General features: G+C 53.4%; 14 protein-coding genes and 5 pseudogenes. 13 read left to right on the forward strand and 6 right to left on the reverse strand.

Annotated elements, in window-relative coordinates:
- Positions 1-509: 509 nt before the first annotated feature.
- Positions 510-653 (reverse strand): hypothetical protein, encoded by a 144-nt coding sequence (locus FGI04_RS05090; RefSeq protein WP_434964881.1) that lies wholly within the window; start codon positions 651-653, stop codon positions 510-512.
- 213 nt (positions 654-866) lie between these two features.
- Here FGI04_RS05090 and FGI04_RS05095 point away from each other — a divergent pair, with 213 nt between their 5' ends.
- From FGI04_RS05095 to FGI04_RS05105, 3 genes are all read left to right on the forward strand, one after another.
- Entirely contained in the window at positions 867-1,811 is a 945-nt protein-coding gene (locus FGI04_RS05095) for an ArdC family protein (protein ID WP_407336385.1), read from the forward strand.
- Between the two features lie 322 nt (positions 1,812-2,133).
- Positions 2,134-2,370, forward strand: coding sequence for a type II toxin-antitoxin system CcdA family antitoxin (locus tag FGI04_RS05100; RefSeq protein WP_407336386.1), 237 nt, complete (start codon positions 2,134-2,136; stop codon positions 2,368-2,370).
- 2 nt (positions 2,371-2,372) lie between these two features.
- Positions 2,373-2,687: a CcdB family protein gene (locus FGI04_RS05105; protein ID WP_226093284.1), complete on the forward strand. Its 315-nt coding sequence runs from the start codon at positions 2,373-2,375 to the stop codon at positions 2,685-2,687.
- Here FGI04_RS05105 and FGI04_RS05110 read toward each other — a convergent pair.
- The 3 genes and pseudogenes from FGI04_RS05110 to FGI04_RS05120 form a co-directional block, all read right to left on the reverse strand.
- Positions 2,684-2,821: pseudogene (locus FGI04_RS05110) on the reverse strand (mobilization protein mobC); the annotation flags it as partial. The gene FGI04_RS05105 and the pseudogene FGI04_RS05110 sit on opposite strands and share 4 nt — an antisense overlap.
- Positions 2,822-2,894: 73 nt before the next feature.
- Entirely contained in the window at positions 2,895-3,794 is a 900-nt protein-coding gene (locus FGI04_RS05115; RefSeq protein ID WP_016941019.1) for an AraC family transcriptional regulator, read from the reverse strand.
- Between the two features lie 532 nt (positions 3,795-4,326).
- A complete protein-coding gene (locus FGI04_RS05120; RefSeq protein ID WP_019846719.1) occupies positions 4,327-4,818 on the reverse strand; it encodes a DUF2569 domain-containing protein in 492 nt (163 codons plus the stop codon).
- 163 nt (positions 4,819-4,981) lie between these two features.
- Between FGI04_RS05120 and FGI04_RS05125 the strand changes: the two genes are divergently transcribed.
- The 8 genes and pseudogenes from FGI04_RS05125 to FGI04_RS05160 all read left to right on the forward strand — a co-directional run bounded on the left by FGI04_RS05125 (position 4,982) and on the right by FGI04_RS05160 (position 16,325).
- Positions 4,982-6,583: a sigma-54 interaction domain-containing protein gene (locus FGI04_RS05125; protein ID WP_407336387.1), complete on the forward strand. Its 1,602-nt coding sequence runs from the start codon at positions 4,982-4,984 to the stop codon at positions 6,581-6,583.
- Positions 6,584-6,921: 338 nt separating this feature from the next.
- A complete protein-coding gene (locus tag FGI04_RS05130; protein ID WP_407336388.1) occupies positions 6,922-7,440 on the forward strand; it encodes an Hcp family type VI secretion system effector in 519 nt (172 codons plus the stop codon).
- Positions 7,441-7,552: 112 nt separating this feature from the next.
- Positions 7,553-9,406, forward strand: a complete 1,854-nt coding sequence (locus FGI04_RS05135) for a type VI secretion system Vgr family protein (RefSeq protein WP_407336389.1) — start codon at positions 7,553-7,555, stop codon at positions 9,404-9,406.
- Between the two features lie 13 nt (positions 9,407-9,419).
- Positions 9,420-9,827: a DUF1795 domain-containing protein gene (locus FGI04_RS05140; protein ID WP_407321191.1), complete on the forward strand. Its 408-nt coding sequence runs from the start codon at positions 9,420-9,422 to the stop codon at positions 9,825-9,827.
- Positions 9,828-9,838: 11 nt separating this feature from the next.
- The gene (locus FGI04_RS05145; protein WP_434964882.1) at positions 9,839-14,221 is read left to right on the forward strand and encodes an RHS repeat-associated core domain-containing protein; all 4,383 of its coding nucleotides are present in this window, start codon (positions 9,839-9,841) and stop codon (positions 14,219-14,221) included.
- The gene (locus FGI04_RS05150) at positions 14,214-14,693 is read left to right on the forward strand and encodes a hypothetical protein (protein ID WP_168365435.1); all 480 of its coding nucleotides are present in this window, start codon (positions 14,214-14,216) and stop codon (positions 14,691-14,693) included. Before FGI04_RS05145 ends, FGI04_RS05150 begins: the two co-directional genes overlap by 8 nt.
- A 104-nt stretch (positions 14,694-14,797) precedes the next feature.
- Positions 14,798-15,922: pseudogene (locus tag FGI04_RS05155) on the forward strand (RHS repeat domain-containing protein); the annotation flags it as partial.
- A gap of 16 nt (positions 15,923-15,938) precedes the next feature.
- Positions 15,939-16,325: a hypothetical protein gene (locus FGI04_RS05160; protein ID WP_226068718.1), complete on the forward strand. Its 387-nt coding sequence runs from the start codon at positions 15,939-15,941 to the stop codon at positions 16,323-16,325.
- 254 nt (positions 16,326-16,579) lie between these two features.
- Here FGI04_RS05160 and FGI04_RS05165 read toward each other — a convergent pair.
- A pseudogene (locus FGI04_RS05165) lies at positions 16,580-16,776 on the reverse strand (hypothetical protein); the annotation flags it as partial.
- Positions 16,777-16,807: 31 nt separating this feature from the next.
- Here FGI04_RS05165 and FGI04_RS21410 point away from each other — a divergent pair.
- Both FGI04_RS21410 and FGI04_RS21415 read left to right on the forward strand, forming a co-directional pair.
- Positions 16,808-16,936: pseudogene (locus FGI04_RS21410) on the forward strand (hypothetical protein); the annotation flags it as partial.
- A gap of 23 nt (positions 16,937-16,959) precedes the next feature.
- Positions 16,960-17,304: pseudogene (locus FGI04_RS21415) on the forward strand (immunity protein PIM1 family protein).
- A gap of 250 nt (positions 17,305-17,554) precedes the next feature.
- On the opposite strand, the gene FGI04_RS05170 reads toward FGI04_RS21415, so the two are convergent.
- Positions 17,555-18,481, reverse strand: a complete 927-nt coding sequence (locus FGI04_RS05170) for a hypothetical protein (protein ID WP_407339954.1) — start codon at positions 18,479-18,481, stop codon at positions 17,555-17,557.
- Positions 18,482-19,037: the final 556 nt, after the last annotated feature.

Below are 19,037 nucleotides of genomic sequence, written 5' to 3' on the forward strand. Positions count from 1 at the left end.
CAGATATCTGGCATAAGCAGTGCTCCTTATTCTCTCTTGCCGCCCATCCCCAATCGCAGTATCCCCTGCGCCTGCAAAATCAGGCGCAGGGATTGGAACCCCTGGATAACTTCACTGACGACACAAGGCGCGTTAGCGCTTTTTTTGTGTCGTGCGCTTGGCTACATCTCAATGGTGGGCCGGGCGGGGGCGTCGCAAGACGCGCCGGTGTCGGTGAGGCCGGTAGTTCCAACCCCGTCCGGTTCCACTGTAAGCACACCAGTTTTAGTTCCATGCACTTTTTGAGATTTCTGGGGTCTGATCCCCTCCCAATATCGGTGCTAGGGTAAATCAGAGATCCGGGAAGAGATCAGTATGACTAATTAATGGTTAGGGAGATAAAAACCAGCTATACAAAGAATGAACTTTGCCTTCAATACTTCTGCTTCTCGCTCAGAGCAGAATGTCAGATTTGAGTATGTTATACCTCAGAACGCGGCTAACACAGGCCTGAACTGATACAGCTAAATTCAACTTCTAAATCTCAACCCCAACCCCAACCCCAACCCCAACCCCAACCCCAACCCCAACCCCAACCCCAACCCCAACCCCAACCCCAACCCCAACCCCAACCCCAACCCCAACCCCAACCCCATTTCACCGCCGCAGACCAAGGGGCGCTACACCCGGCTATGCGGGGGCAAGTTTTTTCTCCTCTGCGCTTTTCGTTCTTCATATCAGCTTCCGGCTAATCGTTTCCCAGCACAACCCGTCCCGCAAGGGTAAATGGCACGCATTCTGCGCCCTTGCGTGCCGGAACGATGCCGGGAAAGCGAACCGTCAGGCGATACGAAGACGAAAATCACACCACTGACGGAGAAAAAACCATGACCATTTCCCAGCATACCCAGACTAGCGCCCCTAACACCGCAGCGGCGACCAGCGTATCCCCGCTGGAGCAGTCAGGCTCCTCAAAAACGAAATTTTCCAAAACCCAAACCGATATTTATCAGACTATCACCGACAGCATCATTACCGCGCTGGAAGCCGGTGTGAAGCCCTGGACGTGTCCGTGGCAGCGAGTGCCGGGCATGTCCGGTTTGCCTTCCAACTTCGCAACCGGCATCGCGTATAGCGGAATGAATATCATGCTGTTGTGGTGCAGTGCGTCAGAACAGGGTTTCGGTGATCCACGCTGGATGACCTACAAACAAGCACAGGCAGTAGGCGGGCAGGTTCGCAAAGGCGAGCACGGCACGACAGCAATTTTCTATACAACCTTAGAGAAGGAAAACGAAGACGGAGAAATCGACCAGATCCCAATGCTGAAAACCTTCACCGTGTTTAACGTTGAACAAATCGACGGCCTTCCGCTGACAACTGAGGTTGTTAGCCCCACTGAGACGTTCGAGCTGTTACCGCAGGCTGAAAACCTATTTCACCGCAGTGGTGCCCGTATCATAGAGAAAGGTCAGAATGCTTTTTTCAAGCCATTAACGGATGAAGTCTGGTTGCCGGAACGCCATCTTTTTTCCGATGCCGCTAATTTCTACGCCACCGGCCTGCATGAGCTGGTTCACTGGAGCGGTGCGAAAAATCGTCTTAACCGTGAAATGAAAGGGAAGTTTGGTAGTGAAGGTTACGCCTTTGAAGAGTTGATCGCCGAGTTGGGAAGCGCGTTCCTGATGGCGGATCTGGGGATTGTTGGAGGGGTTCAGCATGAAAGCTATATTGCTTCCTGGCTGAGAGCACTGAAGAGCGATAAGCGCTATATTTTCAAAGCCGCCAGTGCGGCATCGAAAGCGCATCGTTATCTGATGGATAAGGTTTGAGGGGCAGGGGGAAGAAGCCGCAAAGGAAGGCGGCGTTAACCTGATATCGGGGCAGCCAACGTGACGGATGTTTCAATTTCCCTGAGAATTTTCCGGGCATTGAATGCCTGGGGAATTCTCAGGCTGCGGGTGCGGGCGGCAAAGAGCCCGCGCATCCCGCAAATAGCGTTTTTACACCGCTGATTGCTATAAACGACGGCTCAGGTATGACGGCTGACGGTGACGTTTGCAAGACTGCAACGGTAGCCGGGCCTGTTTTTGGTGTTATGATAAAGTGTATTGTGCCGTGTAATACGCACGTATTTCATGCAGGAGAGCCATCATGACCGTGAAACAACGCAACACGCAGAGCGTGACCATGACGGTAGAGCGTGCCTTACTGCTCCGGGCGCGTGAAGCAGGCATTAACCTGAGTGCTACCCTGACCGCCGCTCTGGATGCGGAACTTCGCCGTCATGAAGCGAAAGAATGGCAGGAAGAGAACAGGGAAGCTATCGACGCATTAAATCATTTTCATGATGAAAACGGCTGTTTCAGCGATGAATACAGGACGTTTTAACCATGCAATTCACCGTATACGGTAATACCGGGAAAAGCACCATTTACCCGCTGTTGCTTGATGTCACGAGCGATATTATTGGGCAGTTGAATCGTCGGATAGTGATCCCGTTGCTCCCGGTTGAAAAGTACCCGGCAGGTCGCCGACCGGATCGCCTTGTCCCCGTCGTCAGGCTGACGGACGGCAAAGAATACGCCGTAATGACGCACGAGCTGGCAAGTATCCCTGTGCAGGCGTTGGGTGCGGTGTTCTGTGATGCGTCGCAGTACCGTAATCAGGTAAAAGCCGCAATAGATTTCCTCATTGACGGCATTTAATCGTGGCTGTCGGGAGCCTGTTCCAGTTCGTCTATCGTGTGGAACAGAAACATCTCCCGGTTTTTGGCGTCAAACGGAACCAGAATACCGTTCCTTGCCACCTTCCTGATACTGTCAAACAGCCTGATCAGACCGTTGCTGTTAGCATCCAGAAAATTAGCCCACCATTGCAGCATCAGGCGACGCTGTTCAAGGTGCTTGGTGACCTTACTCTCTATCCGTTCCGTGCTGTGGGTTCAACGGCAAATAGATATCAGTGAGTAACTCATGTTCCGCTACCTCATGCACAAAGTTGTGGTAATGAAAGAAAAGCGGGAAGTCGCGGAGTTCCTCTCCGCTCTCAGGCAACCAGTCACGATACAGCGTCTTGGCTAACTCGGTTAAGGCATCATGCGATCCCTGATGGCGTAACACCGCACATCGGCCAGCAGGGATGGCGCTATTTATCACCCCGAAGCGATTGTCTTCCGCAATCGGTGACGTTACGGTTCCGCAAATATGGAACTCAAATTCATCCGGCGCCGTTAAGGTAGGATCGTGTGGTGCAATACCGTATGTCTGGCTGCTGGCAACAGGCGAATAACCCGAGGTTTTTCGCCATTGAATGAAGCGAGCCGCAGTTTCGTTTATTAGCTCCGGTTGTCCATAATGAGTCAGCATTGCGACTGATGTCGCGGGGAAATTAATGATCTTGACCTGGCCTTGCATTGTTTGTCTCCTGGCTTTGTAAGGTTCGGATATGCGCTTATGCCAATCTACCCAAGGGGGCTGCTGGCGGAATTGCGTCGGTGATAGACCAAACATTTGTCTGAAAGCACGGCTAAATGATTCAGAATGCTGGAAACCGGCGTCGAACGCGATATCAGTGATTTTCTCTAACGGATTAAAAGCCAGCCGATAAGATGCGCGCTTTAAGCGCATCATCTGGATGTAACGACCAGGTGGCATCCCACAATAACTACAAAACTGACGATGGAAATGAAATGGCGAGAAATGAGCCACTTCACTAAGTTTTTCCAGTAATAATGTGTCATCAAGATGGCAGTCAATATAATCAAAGACCTGTTTAAAACGTCTGGCGTAACTATCAGTTTTATTATCACACATGACTTCCTCCGTGCTGCTTAATATGCTCGAAGGCGATTCAGTTTGCCTGACCGATCTTGCCCAAAGAACGTTCAAAGGAAACAGTTTCTATGTAGCTATCTCACGAGCCATAACCAGACGATCTCAGAAAACGCTACAAATTCTATGCCTTTGACGAATAAAAAAGTGCCAGAGGGCTTTCCTGGAAGTCTGGGCCGCATTGACCTGCTACCCGTTGATTGATACAGAACGCTGTTAGCAATGTCCGTTCCTCGCTCTGAGCGGACCCTGTCGCAAAGATGCCCGCCAAGTGCCAGGAGCGGCCGTGCTTGCATCATCGTATGTTAGTTGACGGGGTGCAGGTCATCTGTTCTTTGTGGCCCGATGCTATCGGGCCAGTCTTCGTGCATGAGACGCAGATATACCCGTTGGTTTTCGTCGGACAGAGTGATCTCGCAAGTCGAGGATCACTGAGATTGCTTGGTAAACTCTCTGATGAGCGTTCCTCTTCACAGTCTGGATGACATCGTTTTCAGAAAGTGTGCGAAGTTGGCTAGCGGTTAAATACCAATGGAATTCTTTTCGAGAACAGAAAGTATGGGATCCAAACGGTAATACCAATGAGAGCCGAAACCAGCATGCGTATTTCACTTGTGCTGAATTTTGTATTGGAGAGGTAAGCCGGTAGCAAGACCATGTAACACGCCAGCAGTGCACTCATGAGATAGTAGATAATCATGACGTTTCGCGTGCGCTTTTTGCGTAGGAAGAAGCTCAAGGCGGTGAAAACTTCCAGAGCAAACATGACAAGCAGGAAAAGTATCAGGCCCAGAGCGTAGTAACCCAAAAATCCAGTTTTCTTAAAGTGAATAACCACCGAACTGATGATGTCGTAAAGTGAAAATGGCGTCGACATCACAGAGAGAACAATCCCCAGCGCAGGAAGGAAGAGAATACCGTTAATCTTCTGTTGTTCTTTGTCTTCGCAATCCCAACACAAGCCAGATTCTTTGCGCGCATCGTTATCACAATTCAGGCACTTCATTTGTCATCCTTACTTTACTATCAGCGCACGTAGCATAGCCAAAGTGCGATATCACTACCACAGTGAAACCTTCCCTATAAAACCAATATTCCCAAATAATTAGAGATGTTAAAGTATCTCGATAGGCTGTTAAAAGGATGATGAATACGACAGGGGGATGATGATGTCTGAACATGGAGGATTATCTACCAGTGAATCTCACACTGACAGAGGAAATAGGCCGACACTATCTTTATCTCTTGAGTGGGTCTTTAATCTTACCAATCAGCATGATGAAGCCGGATTGTGTGACTGGTTACTGACAACTCTGCATCTTGACTGGCAACCGCAGGGGAGCGTACTCGGGTTGGTCGATAGCACTGGCAGGCAATTGGTGTGTCAGGGTTTTATTGAGAATAATCCGGTGACGCTGGAACTTGACGTAGATGATTTCAACCATCCGTTGTCTTATGTTCTGCATAAAAATCAGGCCCGCTTCTGGGCGTCGTTACAGGGTGGCGCACGTGTCGGTAACCCGGCATTTCATCACATGCTGTCTGCCATGAGTACGGTGTGTGGGCTCTATGCCATACCGTTATTGTCAGATGGCGGCAAGGTGTTGGGAATACTGGCATTACTGGATAGACCAGACCGCCTGCGGGAATGGCATCGGCGTCGCGATTGTGAACGTCTGGCGCAGGTGTTTTGCCGTCAGTTGAGCCTGTTACGTGAGCTGAGCTGTCGACAGCAGGCGCGGGAAATACTCAAGAAATCGATTGGTCAGCTTCGGGATGAGGAATACCGGCAAGCGCAGGAAAAGCGGATGCAGGAAACATTACTAGGCAAATCAGCAAGCATGCAGGATTTACAGCAGAAAATTTGCCAGACTGCCGAGTATTCCCTGTCTGTTTTGATCCTGGGTGAAACCGGTGTGGGCAAGGATGTGGTTGCCCGTCTGCTGCATCAATGCTCTGGGCGGGCTGATAAGCCGTTTGTGGCGATTAACTGTGCCGCCATTCCCGAAAACCTGATTGAGAGTGAATTATTCGGCTATGAGAAAGGGGCGTTCTCCGATGCTCAATGCCGAAAGGTTGGCCTGGTGGAACAGGCCAATGGGGGCACGCTGTTTCTTGACGAAGTGGGTGATATGCCTGCCTCCATGCAGGCCAAGCTGCTGCGGGTGTTGGAAACCCACAGTATCCGTCCGCTGGGTGCGGAGCAGGAAATCGACCTGGATTTTCGGCTGATTGCCGCAACGCATCACTCACTGGAACAACGGGTCCTGGAAGGGCAGTTCCGGCAGGATCTCTATCATCGTCTGTGTCAGTGTGTCTTGCATGTCGCGCCATTGCGCGAACGCGCTGACGATATTCCGTTGCTGAGCCAGCACTTCATAGAGCAGTTTTGTGCAGAGAGTCAGAAAGAACCTGTGTTTTTGGATCGTGCGCTTTTGCGCCAGTTAATCACCTATGACTTTCCTGGTAATGTGCGGGAGCTGCGTAATGTGCTGGAGGTGGCCTGTGCTCATACGCCGCCGGGGCAGCGACTGACCGTGCAGGTATTGCCACCTGAGTTACAGGCTCGTCTGGCAAGCAGTACTGGCCGACGGGATGAGGACTTTCAATACATCCATGACCTACGTCTTGCCGTACAGCAGCGCGAAACAGCCGTTATTGAGGAACGGATACGTCAGTTTGACGGCAACCGCCAGTTGGCGGCGGAAAGTCTCAATATGCCTAAGCGAACGTTTAACGGCAAGTGCCTCAAGCTGGGGATAACACAGTAGATTGTGTGAGTCGAACAGGGGGTTTTCAATAACGGTGCCCGTTGTTTTTTTCATGCACTTTCGCCGAAAAAACAGGCCTGCGTTTCATGTCATTAAGAGAAGAATTCAGAATAAGTGCGCATCCTGGGCCATTTATTGCTCACTTTCCAGCATAAATCCCTGTTTGCGCAATGGATGCCGTTTTTTCGGGAAGTCTGGGCCATTTTTTGCGTGAATTTGACTTAGGGAAAATGGCGATATTATTTTTTCCTTTAAAAACAATAAAATAAAAAATGGCACAGTCATTGCTATGTAAACGGTGAAGTCACACTAACCGTTCAACAACAAGGAGCAAGACTATGCCAACTCCATGCTATATCAGCATCGAAGGTAAAACGCAGGGCAATATCACCGCCGGTGCCTTCACCTCCGACTCCGTCGGCAACATCTACGTGCAGGGCCACGAAGACGAGATGCTGGTGCAGGAATTCAAACACATCGTCACCGTACCGACCGACCCGCAGTCCGGCCAGCCTGCCGGTCAGCGCGTGCACAAACCGTTCAAGTTCACCGTGGCCCTGAATAAAGCCGTACCGCTGCTGTATAACGCGCTGGCCTCCGGCGAAATGCTGCCGACCGTGACCCTGAAGTGGTTCCGCACCTCTGTCGAAGGCAAGCAGGAGCATTTCTTCACCACCAAACTGACCGACGCCACCATCGTCGACATCAACAACCAGATGCCACACTGCCAGGACCCGTCCAAGCAGGATTACACCCAGCTTATCGAAGTATCGCTGGCGTACCGCAAAATCGACTGGGAGCACACCGTGGCCGGGACCTCCGGCTCTGACGACTGGCGCGCGCCGGTCGAAGCGTAATCACGCCGTCACCCGGACTCCGGTCCGGGTGTTGTCGTTTTCAGCCTGCCCTGAGCGATGAAAGGGGTCATCGCTGAGTGCGGACGCAGACAGGGAATAAGGAGGAAGTCAGGTGGCCAACAGTACCGGATTGCAGTTTACCGTGAAGGTCGGCGCGTTGCCGGACACCACCTTCGCGGTGGTGGATTTTGAACTGAGCGAGGCGCTGAACCAGCCGTTCGCGCTGTCGCTCAATCTGGCCAGCAGCCAGCCCGGCATCGATTTCGGCGCGGTGCTGGACCAGCCGTGCGAGCTGCTGGTGTGGTATGAAGGCGAACTGCAGCGCCGGGTCAGCGGTATCGTCAGCCGCTTTGCCCAGGGTGACACCGGTTTTCGCCGCACCCGCTATCAGGCAGAAGTGCGCCCGGCGCTGTGGCGGCTCGGTCTGCGTACCAACGCCCGCATCTTCCAGACCCAGAAGCCGGACGCGATTATCAGTACCCTGCTGGAAGAAGCCGGGATTACCGATTATGCCTTCGCCCTGCGCCACGACCACGCGGTGCGCGAGTACTGCGTGCAGTACCGCGAAAGCGACCTGGCGTTCATCCACCGGCTGGCGGCAGAAGAAGGGCTGTTCTACTTCCACGAGTTCGACGCCGGTAAGCACCGGGTGGTGTTCGCCGATGACGCCGGTGCGCTGGCCAAAGGCCCGGAACTGTTCTTCAATCTCGCCACGCAGGGGCTGAGCGAAGGGGCGTATGTGCGGCGTTTCCGCTACGCCGAAGCGGTCAGTACCGCCGAAGTGGCGCTGAAGGATTACAGCTTCAAGACCCCGGCCTACGGGCTGCTGCACAACAGGATGAGCAGCGAGCTGGACCATCAGCGTGAATCCTACCAGCACTTTGACTACCCCGGCCGCTTCAAGCAGGACCCGAGCGGCAAGGCGTTTACCGGCTACCGGCTGGACGCGCTGCGTGCCGGGGCAATGACCGGGGCGGGTGAATCCAACGCTGCCGAACTGATGCCGGGTGGCACCTTTACCCTGACCGAGCACCCGAACCCGGCGTTTAATCTGGCCTGGCAGGTGGTGGCGGTGACCCACAGCGGCCAGCAGCCGCAGGCGCTGGAGGAAGAGAGCGGCGGCGAGCCGACCACCATCAGCAACAGCTTCGAGGTGGTGAAAGCCACCACCACCTGGCGTGCGGCCATGCCGTACAAGCCGATGGTGGACGGCCCGCAGATTGCCACCGTGGTCGGCCCGGCGGGTGAAGAAATTTACTGCGACGAGTTTGGCCGGGTGAAGCTGCAGTTCCCGTGGGACCGCTACGGTGCCAGCGACGACCAGAGCTCGTGCTGGGTGCGGGTCAGTCAGGGCTGGGCCGGTGGTCAGTACGGGCTGATTGCCATTCCGCGCATCGGCCATGAGGTGGTGGTGAGCTTTCTGGAAGGGGACCCGGACCAGCCCATCGTCACCGGTCGCACCTTTCACGCCACCAACCCGTCGCCGTATCCGCTACCGGCCAACAAGACCCGCACCTCGCTGCGCACCAGTACTCATAAAGGGGCCGGTTTCAACGAGCTACGCTTTGAGGACCAGGCCGGGCAGGAAGAGGTGTTTATCCACGCCCAGAAGGACATGAACACCGTGGTGCTGAATAACCGCAGCACGGCGGTCAACGCCAGTCATACCGAGAATGTCGGCGGCGACCAGACCGTGGTGGTGCAGCACAATCAGACGGTGTCGGTGAAGGAAAATCAGGTCACCGAAATTCAGGGCGAGCAGACCGTCGCCGTCACCAAAAACCGCCACACCACCGTTGACGACAACGAGTCGCTGCAGGTGAAAAACAATATCGCCATCCAGTCCCAGAGCGGCGACATCCTGATTGCCACCGCGGGTGGCTTCATCGCCATTGACAGCGAAGGCAACATTTCCATTACCGGCAAAGGACTGGTGCTGAACGGCACCCGTATCGATTTGAACTGAGGGAGCAGCACGCATGTATCAGATGAACGAAGGCATCCTGGCTATTCCGACGGGCTGGCGCGACGAGTCGCTGCACGTGTTTGTGCTGCCGGGCGATACCGCCAATCTGGTGGTCAACCGCACGCCGATTGAATTCGGCCTGTCGCCGGACACCGTCTATGAACAGACGCTGTCACAGTTTTCCGCCCACCTGAAGGGCTATCAGGAGCGTGCCGCCTGGGAACTGACGCTGGATGGTCAACCTGCACGCGGGCTGGAGTACAGTTGGCGCTCGCCGGAAGGCCCGATGCACCAGGTGGTGGTGATGCAGGTACGCGGCGAGCTGCTGCTGACCTTTACCCTTACCGCCGCCGGTGAACTGCAGGATGAACAGAAAGCCGCCCTGCTGGCGGTCATCGAGACGTTTAAAGCCGCGTCCTGAAGGGAGTCACGATGCTCAACGATATTCTGAGCCGGGTGGCCCGGGTAGGGGCCATGCATGCCGGAAACCGTCCCAACCCGCCCGCCGACCGGCCGCAACCCTGTCAGGGTAAACCGCCAACGTCGCCGGGCAAGACCATCAAGCACAAGAGCTTCCTGGGTGCACTGGCGGGTGCCGTGGCCGGGGCGCTGGTGGCGGCCGCCGTATTTACCGCCGCCGCCGCCGTGGCGGGCGCTATCGCCGTCGCCGTGGTGGGGACTGGCGGGATGGGGGCGGCGCTGGTGGTGGGGGCGGTAAAACTGGCCGCCGGATTTGGTGCGGTCAGCCTGCTGGGTGGGCTGATAGACGCGGTGTCCAGCAAGGTGTCGGCGATGGTGGACAGTGCATCACCGGCCTTCGGGCCGGTGGCGTCTGGCTCGGGTAACGTGTTTGTCGAAAAGCAGCCGGTGGCCCGCGCCACGAAAGATACTGTCGCCTGCACCAAGCACAACAGTCCGCAACTGATTGCCCAGGGCAGCGAATCCGTGTTCGTGAACGACGCACCGGCCGCCCGTATCGACGATAAAACCGTGTGTGGTGCTACCCTCAAGGAAGGGGCCTCGACGGTATTTTTCGGTTCCGGGCAGGGCACCTATCTGGAGATAGCCGACGAATTCAGCTGGTGGGAAAAGGCGCTGCTGATTGCGGTGGAGTTTCTGGTGCCGCCTAGCCGCGGCATGTTCAAAGGGCTGGGGAAACTGTTCACCCGTGGGCCGATGTGGGTTCTAAAAGGGATGCGTGTCGGGGCGCTGAAAACGCTAAAAGGACTGAAAAGCGCCGTTAAATGTGCCAGTGAGGGGTTTCGCAACAACAAGGGATTGTCGCGTGTCACGGAAGCGGTGCGCGGTTTCCTCAAAGACCCGGTTTATATCGCCAGCGGCGAGGTGATTGAATCCCGTACCGATATCGCGCTGGGCCAGACGCTGCCGCTGGTGTTCGAACGCACCTACCGCTCCGCCTCGGTACATGTCGGGCTGCTGGGCCGCGGCTGGCACGACAGCTGGAGCGAGGTGGCGACGGTAACGCGCGACGGCCTCAACACCCACGTGGTCATCACGCTGGCACAGGGCTACGACATCGATTTTACCTTCCATCAGGACGTACAGGCGGTGTACTGCCCGCACTACCCTGAATTTACCCTGCACCGCCGGGGCGAGGGTTTCAGCCTGTGGCACCGCGACCAGCAGACCTGGCGCGACTTTAGCGTGGTGCAGGGCGAGCGACGGTTGCTGTCGGCCATTCACGATAGCCACGACAACCGCATCGAACTGGTGCGCGACCCGAAAGGCTACCTGCGCCAGGTGCGCCACAGCGACGGCGTCACCCTGCTGCTGGTGTGGCAGGGTGAGTACCTGTACCAGATACAACGCATCGATGGCGGCCAGAAAACGCTGCTGGCCGTGTACCGCCAGGACGAACAGGGCCGACTGGTGGAAGCGGACGCCACCCACGCCTATCACCTCTACTACGAGTACGACACCGCCCATCGGCTGACCCGCTGGCACGATAACGACCAGACCTGGGCGCGCTACGAATACGACGCACAGGGGCGCTGCGTCTACACCACCTGCGCCGACGGTTTCCTGACCGCCCGCTTCGACTACCTGCCCGACCGGGTGGTAATGACCGACGGCCACGGCCAGCGCAGCGAATTCGGCTTTAACGACCTGCACCTGATGAGCTGGGAAACATCCCCGCTCGGTCACGTCACCCGCTACGACTACGACGAGGTTGGCAACCTGCTGCGGGAAATCTCGCCCGCCGGGCGGGTGGTCGAATTCGGCTATCTGGACGATACCGGGCGGGTCAGCACCTTTACCGACGCCAGCGGCCACCAGTGGCAGTACGACTACGACGACGCGCTGCGGCTGTGCGGCGTCACCGACCCGCTGGGACGCGAGTGGGGCTGGGTGTATGACGCCGAAGGCAACCCGGAGCGACTCACCGGGCCGGATGCCAGCGAGGTACGATTCACCTGGAACCGCTACGGCCTGCTGACCCAGGTCAGCGACGCCGCCGGTGAGGTGCAGGCCCGGTTACAGTACGACCACCGCCAGCGGCTGCTGAGTGCCACTGACGCCGAGAGCCGTACCCAGCAGTTACGCTACGACGGGCAGGACCGGGTGGTGCAGTGGCAACGGGCGGACGGTGCCCGTTTCCGGCTCGGCTACCGCCGGGCCAGCTGGATGCTGCCGGAGCAGCTGATACGCCCGGATGACAAGGAAGAGCAGCGCCAGTACGACCGCCACAACAACCTGCTGAGCCACGTGGACGGCAACGGCGCGCTGTGGCGTCAGACCTTCGGCCCGTTCGACCTGCTGACCGCGCGCACCGACGCCGAAGGCCGCACCTGGCACTACGCGTACGATAAAGAGAGCCAGCAACTGACAACGGTTATTGCCCCGGACGGCAGCCGCTGGCAGTGGTGGCTGGATGCCGACGGGCGGGTCATCCGCGAGCGTGACATGACCGGCACCGAGACGCACTACAGCTACGACGAGGACGGCCTGTGCGTCAGCGTGCGCAACGGCGAAGGCGACACCCGTCACTTCCTCTACGACGCCCGCGGCCTGCTGTTGCGTGAAACCGCGCCGGACGACACCCTGCACTACCGCTATGATGCGGTGGGCCGCCTGACCGAGGTCTCGTCAGCCACCGCCCATGTGCAACTGGACTACGACCTGCGCGACCGGGTGGTGCGTGAATGGCACAACGGCACGCTGCTCACCCGCCAGTACGATGACGCGGCCCGCACCGTCACCCGCACCCTGACCTGGGACGGCGACGCCGGGGACACCACCGGCCCCCTCGCGCCGCTCACCAGTCTGTTCCATTACACCCGCACCGGCGAGCTGCGGCAGGTGCAGTTGCCGGACGGTGCCGACCTGACCCTGACCCAGGATGCAGCGGGCCGCGAGTCACACCGCGGCGGCAGCGGCTTTGTCCAGCAGCGGGAGTACGACGTGATGGGCTGGCTGACGCGGGAGATGAGCGGCGCACAGCACGACGGCCACCTGCTGGCGGCACAGACGCGGGAATACCGCTACGACGGTGCCGGTAACCTGACCGGGGTGCGTCACAACCGCGACGCCGAAGGTTATCGTCTGGACGCCACCGGCCGGGTGCTGGATGTACTGAGCGGCGGTGCGGGCAAACCGGTGGACACCACCGCCCGCTTCCACTACACCCGCAGCGGCCTGCCGCAGGAGGCAGGCCGCCTCACCGAGTGGCAGTCTGGCCGACTGGTTCAGCACGATGACACCCATTACCAGTACGACAGGGCCGGACGGCTTATCCGTAAACAGGTGGTGCAGCCGGGCTACCGCCCGCAGGTGTGGCAGTACCGCTGGGACAGCCGCAACCAGCTGCGGGTGGTGGATACCCCGACCGGCGAACGCTGGCTGTACCGTTACGACCCGTTCGGTCGCCGGGTGGGCAAACGCTGCGACCAGAAAGCCGAAGAAATTCGCTACCAGTGGGACGGCGACCAGATAGCGGAAATCCGCCACTACCGCCACGGCCAGCTCGTGGCCCGTCGCCACTGGGTCTACAACGGCTGGGAGCTGGTGGTACAGCAGCGCCAGCACACCGGAGGCGACTGGGAAACGGATTTTGTCACCAGCAGCCAGAACGGCACCCCACAGGCGCTGTTCACACCGGACGGCACCCTGCGCTGGCAGGCCCCGACAGCCACCCTGTGGGGCCAGCGTCAGGCAGAAAAATCGGAAAGCTCGGACCCCGGCCTGGCCTTCGCCGGGCAGCTCCGTGACAGCGAAAGCGGGCTGTGCTATAACCGCTTTCGGTACTACGACCCGGCCGGTGGGTGCTATGTCTCGCCAGACCCGATAGGAATAGCGGGCGGGGATAATAACTACGCTTACGCGCCGAATCCGATTACCTGGATCGACCCGCTGGGGTTGGCGGGGTGCTCTGTACTTGACGATATAATAAAAGATGCAAATAAAGTTGCTTCACCGGGTGGTGGTATTACATCAAAACAAGCACAAATACTGCGAAACAATCTCCCAGTCATCCAGAGGCGTAGCGCTTTCCAAAACCAAATGGCTAGAAAAGAGTTTGTAAAAACTCAAGATTACCTAATGAAACAATGGGAGGCCAATATGGGGATGACGTGGCCAAAAGGAGCTACACCACATCATATAATTCCTCTGGAGAGTGGTGGTGCAAATAAATGGTGGAATTTAATGCCAACAAATGGAACATTGCCGAACCATTCACTTCCCGGAATACCCGGCCCTCATGCTGCCGGAGGAACGCTTCGCACAACGATTCAACAAGGACGCAAAGCTTTACCCCCTGGAACGATAACCGATTTAAGGCTGCCATATGGTTGATATAACTGAAGAGATAAAAAAAATAGAAGCTGCTAGCTTTTTCTCTCTCATGGGGGTTAACAACCTCCATGAAGAGGATGTTATACTCATTGAAAATGTAAGAAAAGTATTCATTGAGCCATCAGATACTGATTTTAAAGGGTTCTATAAAAAAACCGAATGGCTTCCGACTTCACCCACTCAAGATGATCCATTTTATAAGAAACAAGCCAACCCCAAAGAGCTTATTGAATTACGTAAAGAGATAAATAAATACGTGATCTCTGCGACAAGAGAGCTTAATAAAGCTAATTTTATCTCTTCTCCTCATGATTTTAGTGTTGCAGCGAGAAATGCAATTTGCTTTGCGTTTAGGCAACTTATTACAGAGAGATATTTTTCCCTTGGTAACAGATGGGAAAGGATTACTGAGATTTATTACTCAGGTCATTGGCCTGTAGGTTTTGCAAAAGAAAGATATGTAGTTATTTAAACAATAACCCGGAAGCGATCCCAACGATCCTTACGGCTTATTATTATCTGCCGCTCAGTGGCGGTGATTTACCGTCCGTTTCCCATCCCTACCTGACCTGATGCGGCGCAGGCAAACCGGTGGACACCACCGCCCGCTTCCACTACACCCGCAGCGGCCTGCCGCAGGAGGCAGGGCGGCTTACCGAGTGGCAGTCTGGCCGACTGGTTCAGCACGATGACACCCATTACCAGTACGACAGGGCCGGACGGCTTATCCGTAAACAGGTGGTGCAGCCGGGCTACCGCCCGCAGGTGTGGCAGTACCGCTGGGACAGCCGCAACCAGCTGCGGGTGGTGGATACCCCGAGCGGCGAACGCTGGCTGTACCGTTACGACCCGTTCGGTCGCCGGGTGGGCAAACGCTGCGACCAGAAAGCCGAAGAAATTCGCTACCAGTGGGACGGCGACCAGATAGCGGAAATCCGCCACTACCGCCACGGCCAACTGATACAGCGCCGACACTGGGTCTACAACGGCTGGGAGCTGGTGGTACAGCAGCGCCAGCACACCGGAGGCGACTGGGAAACGGATTTTGTCACCAGCAGCCAGAACGGCACCCCACAGGCGCTGTTCACACCGGACGGCACCCTGCGCTGGCAGGCCCCGACAGCCACCCTGTGGGGCCAGCGTCAGGCAGAAAAATCGGAAAGCTCGGACCCCGGCCTGGCCTTCGCCGGGCAGCTCCGTGACAGCGAAAGCGGGCTGTGCTATAACCGCTTTCGGTACTACGACCCGGCCGGTGGGTGTTATGTCTCGCCAGACCCGATAGGGATAAGAGGTGGTCTTAACCTCTATGCTTATGTCAAAAACCCGGTAAGTTGGGTTGATCCGCTGGGATTGGCTGGTTGTCCAGTTACCAGAGATAAGGCGAATAAATTACTAGATAGCGGCGAGGTTAAAGTCACTGTCAAATCAAGAAGTGACGCAGAGCAGCTATTCATGGATAGATATTTAGGGTCCGGCTATAAAAATATGACTGGAGAGTCAGGTCCTAGCACAAAAAACATAATGGAATATCTCACAGGAAATAAAACGAAGTCAGGAACCTATCATTGGGATGACGTTATGGACCCTAATAACAAAAATCGTGTTATGGGACATGGACCCAATAATCCTGACGGTGATCTTCCGCACTTACAAATTCATGAACTTGATGGAAATGTAATTCATATATTTTTCCCGTGGTAGAGAGGGGTAATCAGATATGGAAAGTAAAAACCTTATAAATCTATTACAAGGAAAGATCTTGATAAAAGAGTTCAATGGCGGAGATGATGACTATCGCTCTTGGATTGAATTATCTTTACAAGATAATCTAAGACCCAGCTATCCATTTAGAACGGAGCCGGGAGCAATGCTAGGTGGTTCTCCTTATGCAAATTCATGCAATGAGTCTGACGCTAAATTTAAACTCAGAGTTTCTCACTTTCTAGCGGAAGATATAGAGAATGAGCTAGATCCATCTTACGATAGAGTCGGAAGTTACACTTATCTTGATTCAATAGATGAACTTATGAAACAACTATCAAAATACAGTGTGGAATTAGAGGATTTTATTGATGTAAATAAAGTTGATGACTATCCATTATAAAATAAAAGCCGGAAGTGATCCACACGCTCCTTCCGGCTGTTTTTTATGCTGTTTAGTTCAGCGATCATATATTAGGTGTATCTCTTAATTCAGATTCACTGATGATGGTGAAGAAATGTATTGAATTCGTTCATTTATGAATCAATTTCGTATATTTCCACTGCCGTTACCTGCCAACGCTTTATGATTTCCCTCCATGCAATGCAGGTGATTAAGGAGCTCAGCCTAGATTAAATGAGGAAGTACCCTATCAATTAGATGCCGATAGATGCCGAAATGGACGTTGGCGAGCTGCGCTCCAGTTCAGTTTTTAATGTATCGCCGCTTAGATGGTCGGTGATAACATCAGTTGATGTCCATTGCTCAAAAATGGACAACAATCTCATAGGGATGTCTAATTAATGGACTAATATTCCTAATTATGTTTACAGGCAAGCCAGCGAATTCGGCTTTAACGACCTGCACCTGATAAGAAAGCGTATTCGAGTTTGGACGATATCAAAGTGGATGTTCGCTCTCCAAATGGTACACATATATTGGGTTCAAATGTAACACCGAGCCAAGCTGTAGACCTAATTGAAAACTGGCTTACCAAACAAGGGTTGATGTAATGATTAATAGCAATCTTATAGACATGGAAAATGTGTTATCTTCGCCATCATTTTTTGATTTCTTAAAAAATCTGGATGTAGAAAATGTATTGGATTCTCGCGATTCAAAAACATTTGATTCGGAGTGGATGAATAATTTCAATAGATTATAAAAAGAGGTTTTTAGTAAGGATGATTTAGATTTCATCGATATCCTTCGTGAAAAATCCTTTAAACTTTCATTTAAGATTATCAAAGAGCCTGAAATTGCATCAAGAATATCAGATGATATTGAAATAATAGCGAAAGACATATTGAAGGGAAATACTAATGGCTGGCCTATAAACTATCTTTGGCAGTCATATAAAAATGGGAAATTCCCTGCTTGATATTGACAGGGCCGGAAGCGATCCCAATGATCCTTCCGGCTGCTTTTTATGCTGTTTAGTTCAACGATCATATATCAGGCTGTGTCCCTTAATTCATATTCACTGATTGATGGTGAAAAAATGCATTAAATTCGCTCATTTATGAGCCGATTTCGTACATTTCCACTGCCATCACCTGTAAGCGTTATGTGATTTTCCAGCACACAGGTGATTAAGAGACACAGCTTGGATTGAATGAGGACGTACTCTATTAACCAGATCCCGAAATGGATGTGGGGGATCCTCGCTCCAGTGCCGTTTTTAGTGTGTCACCACTTAGATGGTCGGTGATACCATCAGTTGATGCCCATTGCTCAAAAATGGACAACAGTTTATAGGGCTGCCTGATTAATGGGCTAATGGCCTCATTATGTTTGCAGGCGAGCCAGAATAATCGTGATAACGGCGTGGATATCCGTGTGGAAGATGACGAGGATGTTTGGTTTTTGGTCGGCATGTTGATTAACTTTTCCAGTTCAGTATGCCGGATGACAAAGCAGGCATCTTGCGGTAGGTCGTGAACCGGAAAGTAATCCTTTCGGAGGTTTGGATTCATGCATTGTTGTTGAATCTCTTGATAAATATCAGTCCACATCTTCTCAGGGAGTCGCATGATTTTCTGGTTTATTCTTTCCTGCCATGTGAACTTTTCGAATACCTGAAATATCTCTCCTGAAAGAGTTACCGATATACCGTAATTGATCTCATTCTCACCGATGTGTGGTAATGGAATGTGCAGGGAGCGGGCAAGCAAGCGTTGTACTATAACGTACTCATGTCCCGCTAATAGTGTGTCGATAATTGGCTGGGTGGGAGTAATGTATCGTCCCTCGGTACTGAGAATAAGATTTCGTTTGCCAAGGAAACTGTTTCTATCGAGCAAACAAAGTCGGTCGATGAATGAGTGTCCGACCGGGCGTAGCTTCAATTTATTATCCAATGTTCGTATTTTTCGTAAAACAACCGGTGACTGGAAGTAGATGGAAAGGCTGATATTGCCATATAAAGCATGGCGATAAATATCACTGTCCGTCAGTTCTGTTTTTGTTGTTTTCTTCGTTATTCTGATAGCCTCCTGTATCGTCATCCATTCAGGCATACTGCTCTTTGTGTTTAAAAGGAAGGTCTGTTTTTGCATGATGTAATCTCCTTCAGCATGACAACCTTTCCTGTGCGTAGGGAATAACTGGGGGGTTAATAAAATTGCCGTGTATGACGTTAAACTTTTATATATAAATTTCCATGGCGTGGAAGAGGTTTAGTTAGAATGACCAGAGTATGTCATTTTTATTTTTTTATCTTTTAAGAAAAAAATAAAAATCCACAAGGAATGAGATAACCTTGTATCACAAGTGGGCTACCGCCTGCAGTGGTAGCACCACCACAGCATCTGAGATACGTATTGTTTAGTTTTATGAATGGATGTCATCACAGTGTTTCACTGGCATGGACAGCCCATAACTGTTCTGCCAGATTGAATTTATAGAATGAAATTTTTACTTAAAGTGATGCAGTTTGTCATAAAAATAGATGTACTGCTGTCATTATTGGTTATTACGTGTTAGCTCCGGTATTTTTGCGTGTATAGAAAGGGTAATTGGCATCTTTTCAGTCTTAAAAGGTTACCCATCGTAATTGGCGGGGCGTTTTCGTTTGCCATAGCTTGCTGCGTCAGGTTGCATGGATGCTTGCCG

It is taken from the genome of Dickeya ananatis (genome assembly GCF_019464615.1).
Lineage (GTDB): Bacteria > Pseudomonadota > Gammaproteobacteria > Enterobacterales > Enterobacteriaceae > Dickeya > Dickeya oryzae.

Coding starts and splice junctions, on each gene's coding strand:
- FGI04_RS05095 (WP_407336385.1), top strand. CDS start 867: ATGACCATTTCCCAGCATACCCAGACTAGCGCCCCTAACACCGCAGCG.
- FGI04_RS05100 (WP_407336386.1), top strand. CDS start 2,134: ATGACCGTGAAACAACGCAACACGCAGAGCGTGACCATGACGGTAGAG.
- FGI04_RS05105 (WP_226093284.1), top strand. CDS start 2,373: ATGCAATTCACCGTATACGGTAATACCGGGAAAAGCACCATTTACCCG.
- FGI04_RS05115 (WP_016941019.1), bottom strand. CDS start 3,794: ATGTGTGATAATAAAACTGATAGTTACGCCAGACGTTTTAAACAGGTC.
- FGI04_RS05120 (WP_019846719.1), bottom strand. CDS start 4,818: ATGAAGTGCCTGAATTGTGATAACGATGCGCGCAAAGAATCTGGCTTG.
- FGI04_RS05125 (WP_407336387.1), top strand. CDS start 4,982: ATGTCTGAACATGGAGGATTATCTACCAGTGAATCTCACACTGACAGA.
- FGI04_RS05130 (WP_407336388.1), top strand. CDS start 6,922: ATGCCAACTCCATGCTATATCAGCATCGAAGGTAAAACGCAGGGCAAT.
- FGI04_RS05140 (WP_407321191.1), top strand. CDS start 9,420: ATGTATCAGATGAACGAAGGCATCCTGGCTATTCCGACGGGCTGGCGC.
- FGI04_RS05145 (WP_434964882.1), top strand. CDS start 9,839: ATGCTCAACGATATTCTGAGCCGGGTGGCCCGGGTAGGGGCCATGCAT.
- FGI04_RS05150 (WP_168365435.1), top strand. CDS start 14,214: ATGGTTGATATAACTGAAGAGATAAAAAAAATAGAAGCTGCTAGCTTT.
- FGI04_RS05160 (WP_226068718.1), top strand. CDS start 15,939: ATGGAAAGTAAAAACCTTATAAATCTATTACAAGGAAAGATCTTGATA.
- FGI04_RS05170 (WP_407339954.1), bottom strand. CDS start 18,481: ATGCAAAAACAGACCTTCCTTTTAAACACAAAGAGCAGTATGCCTGAA.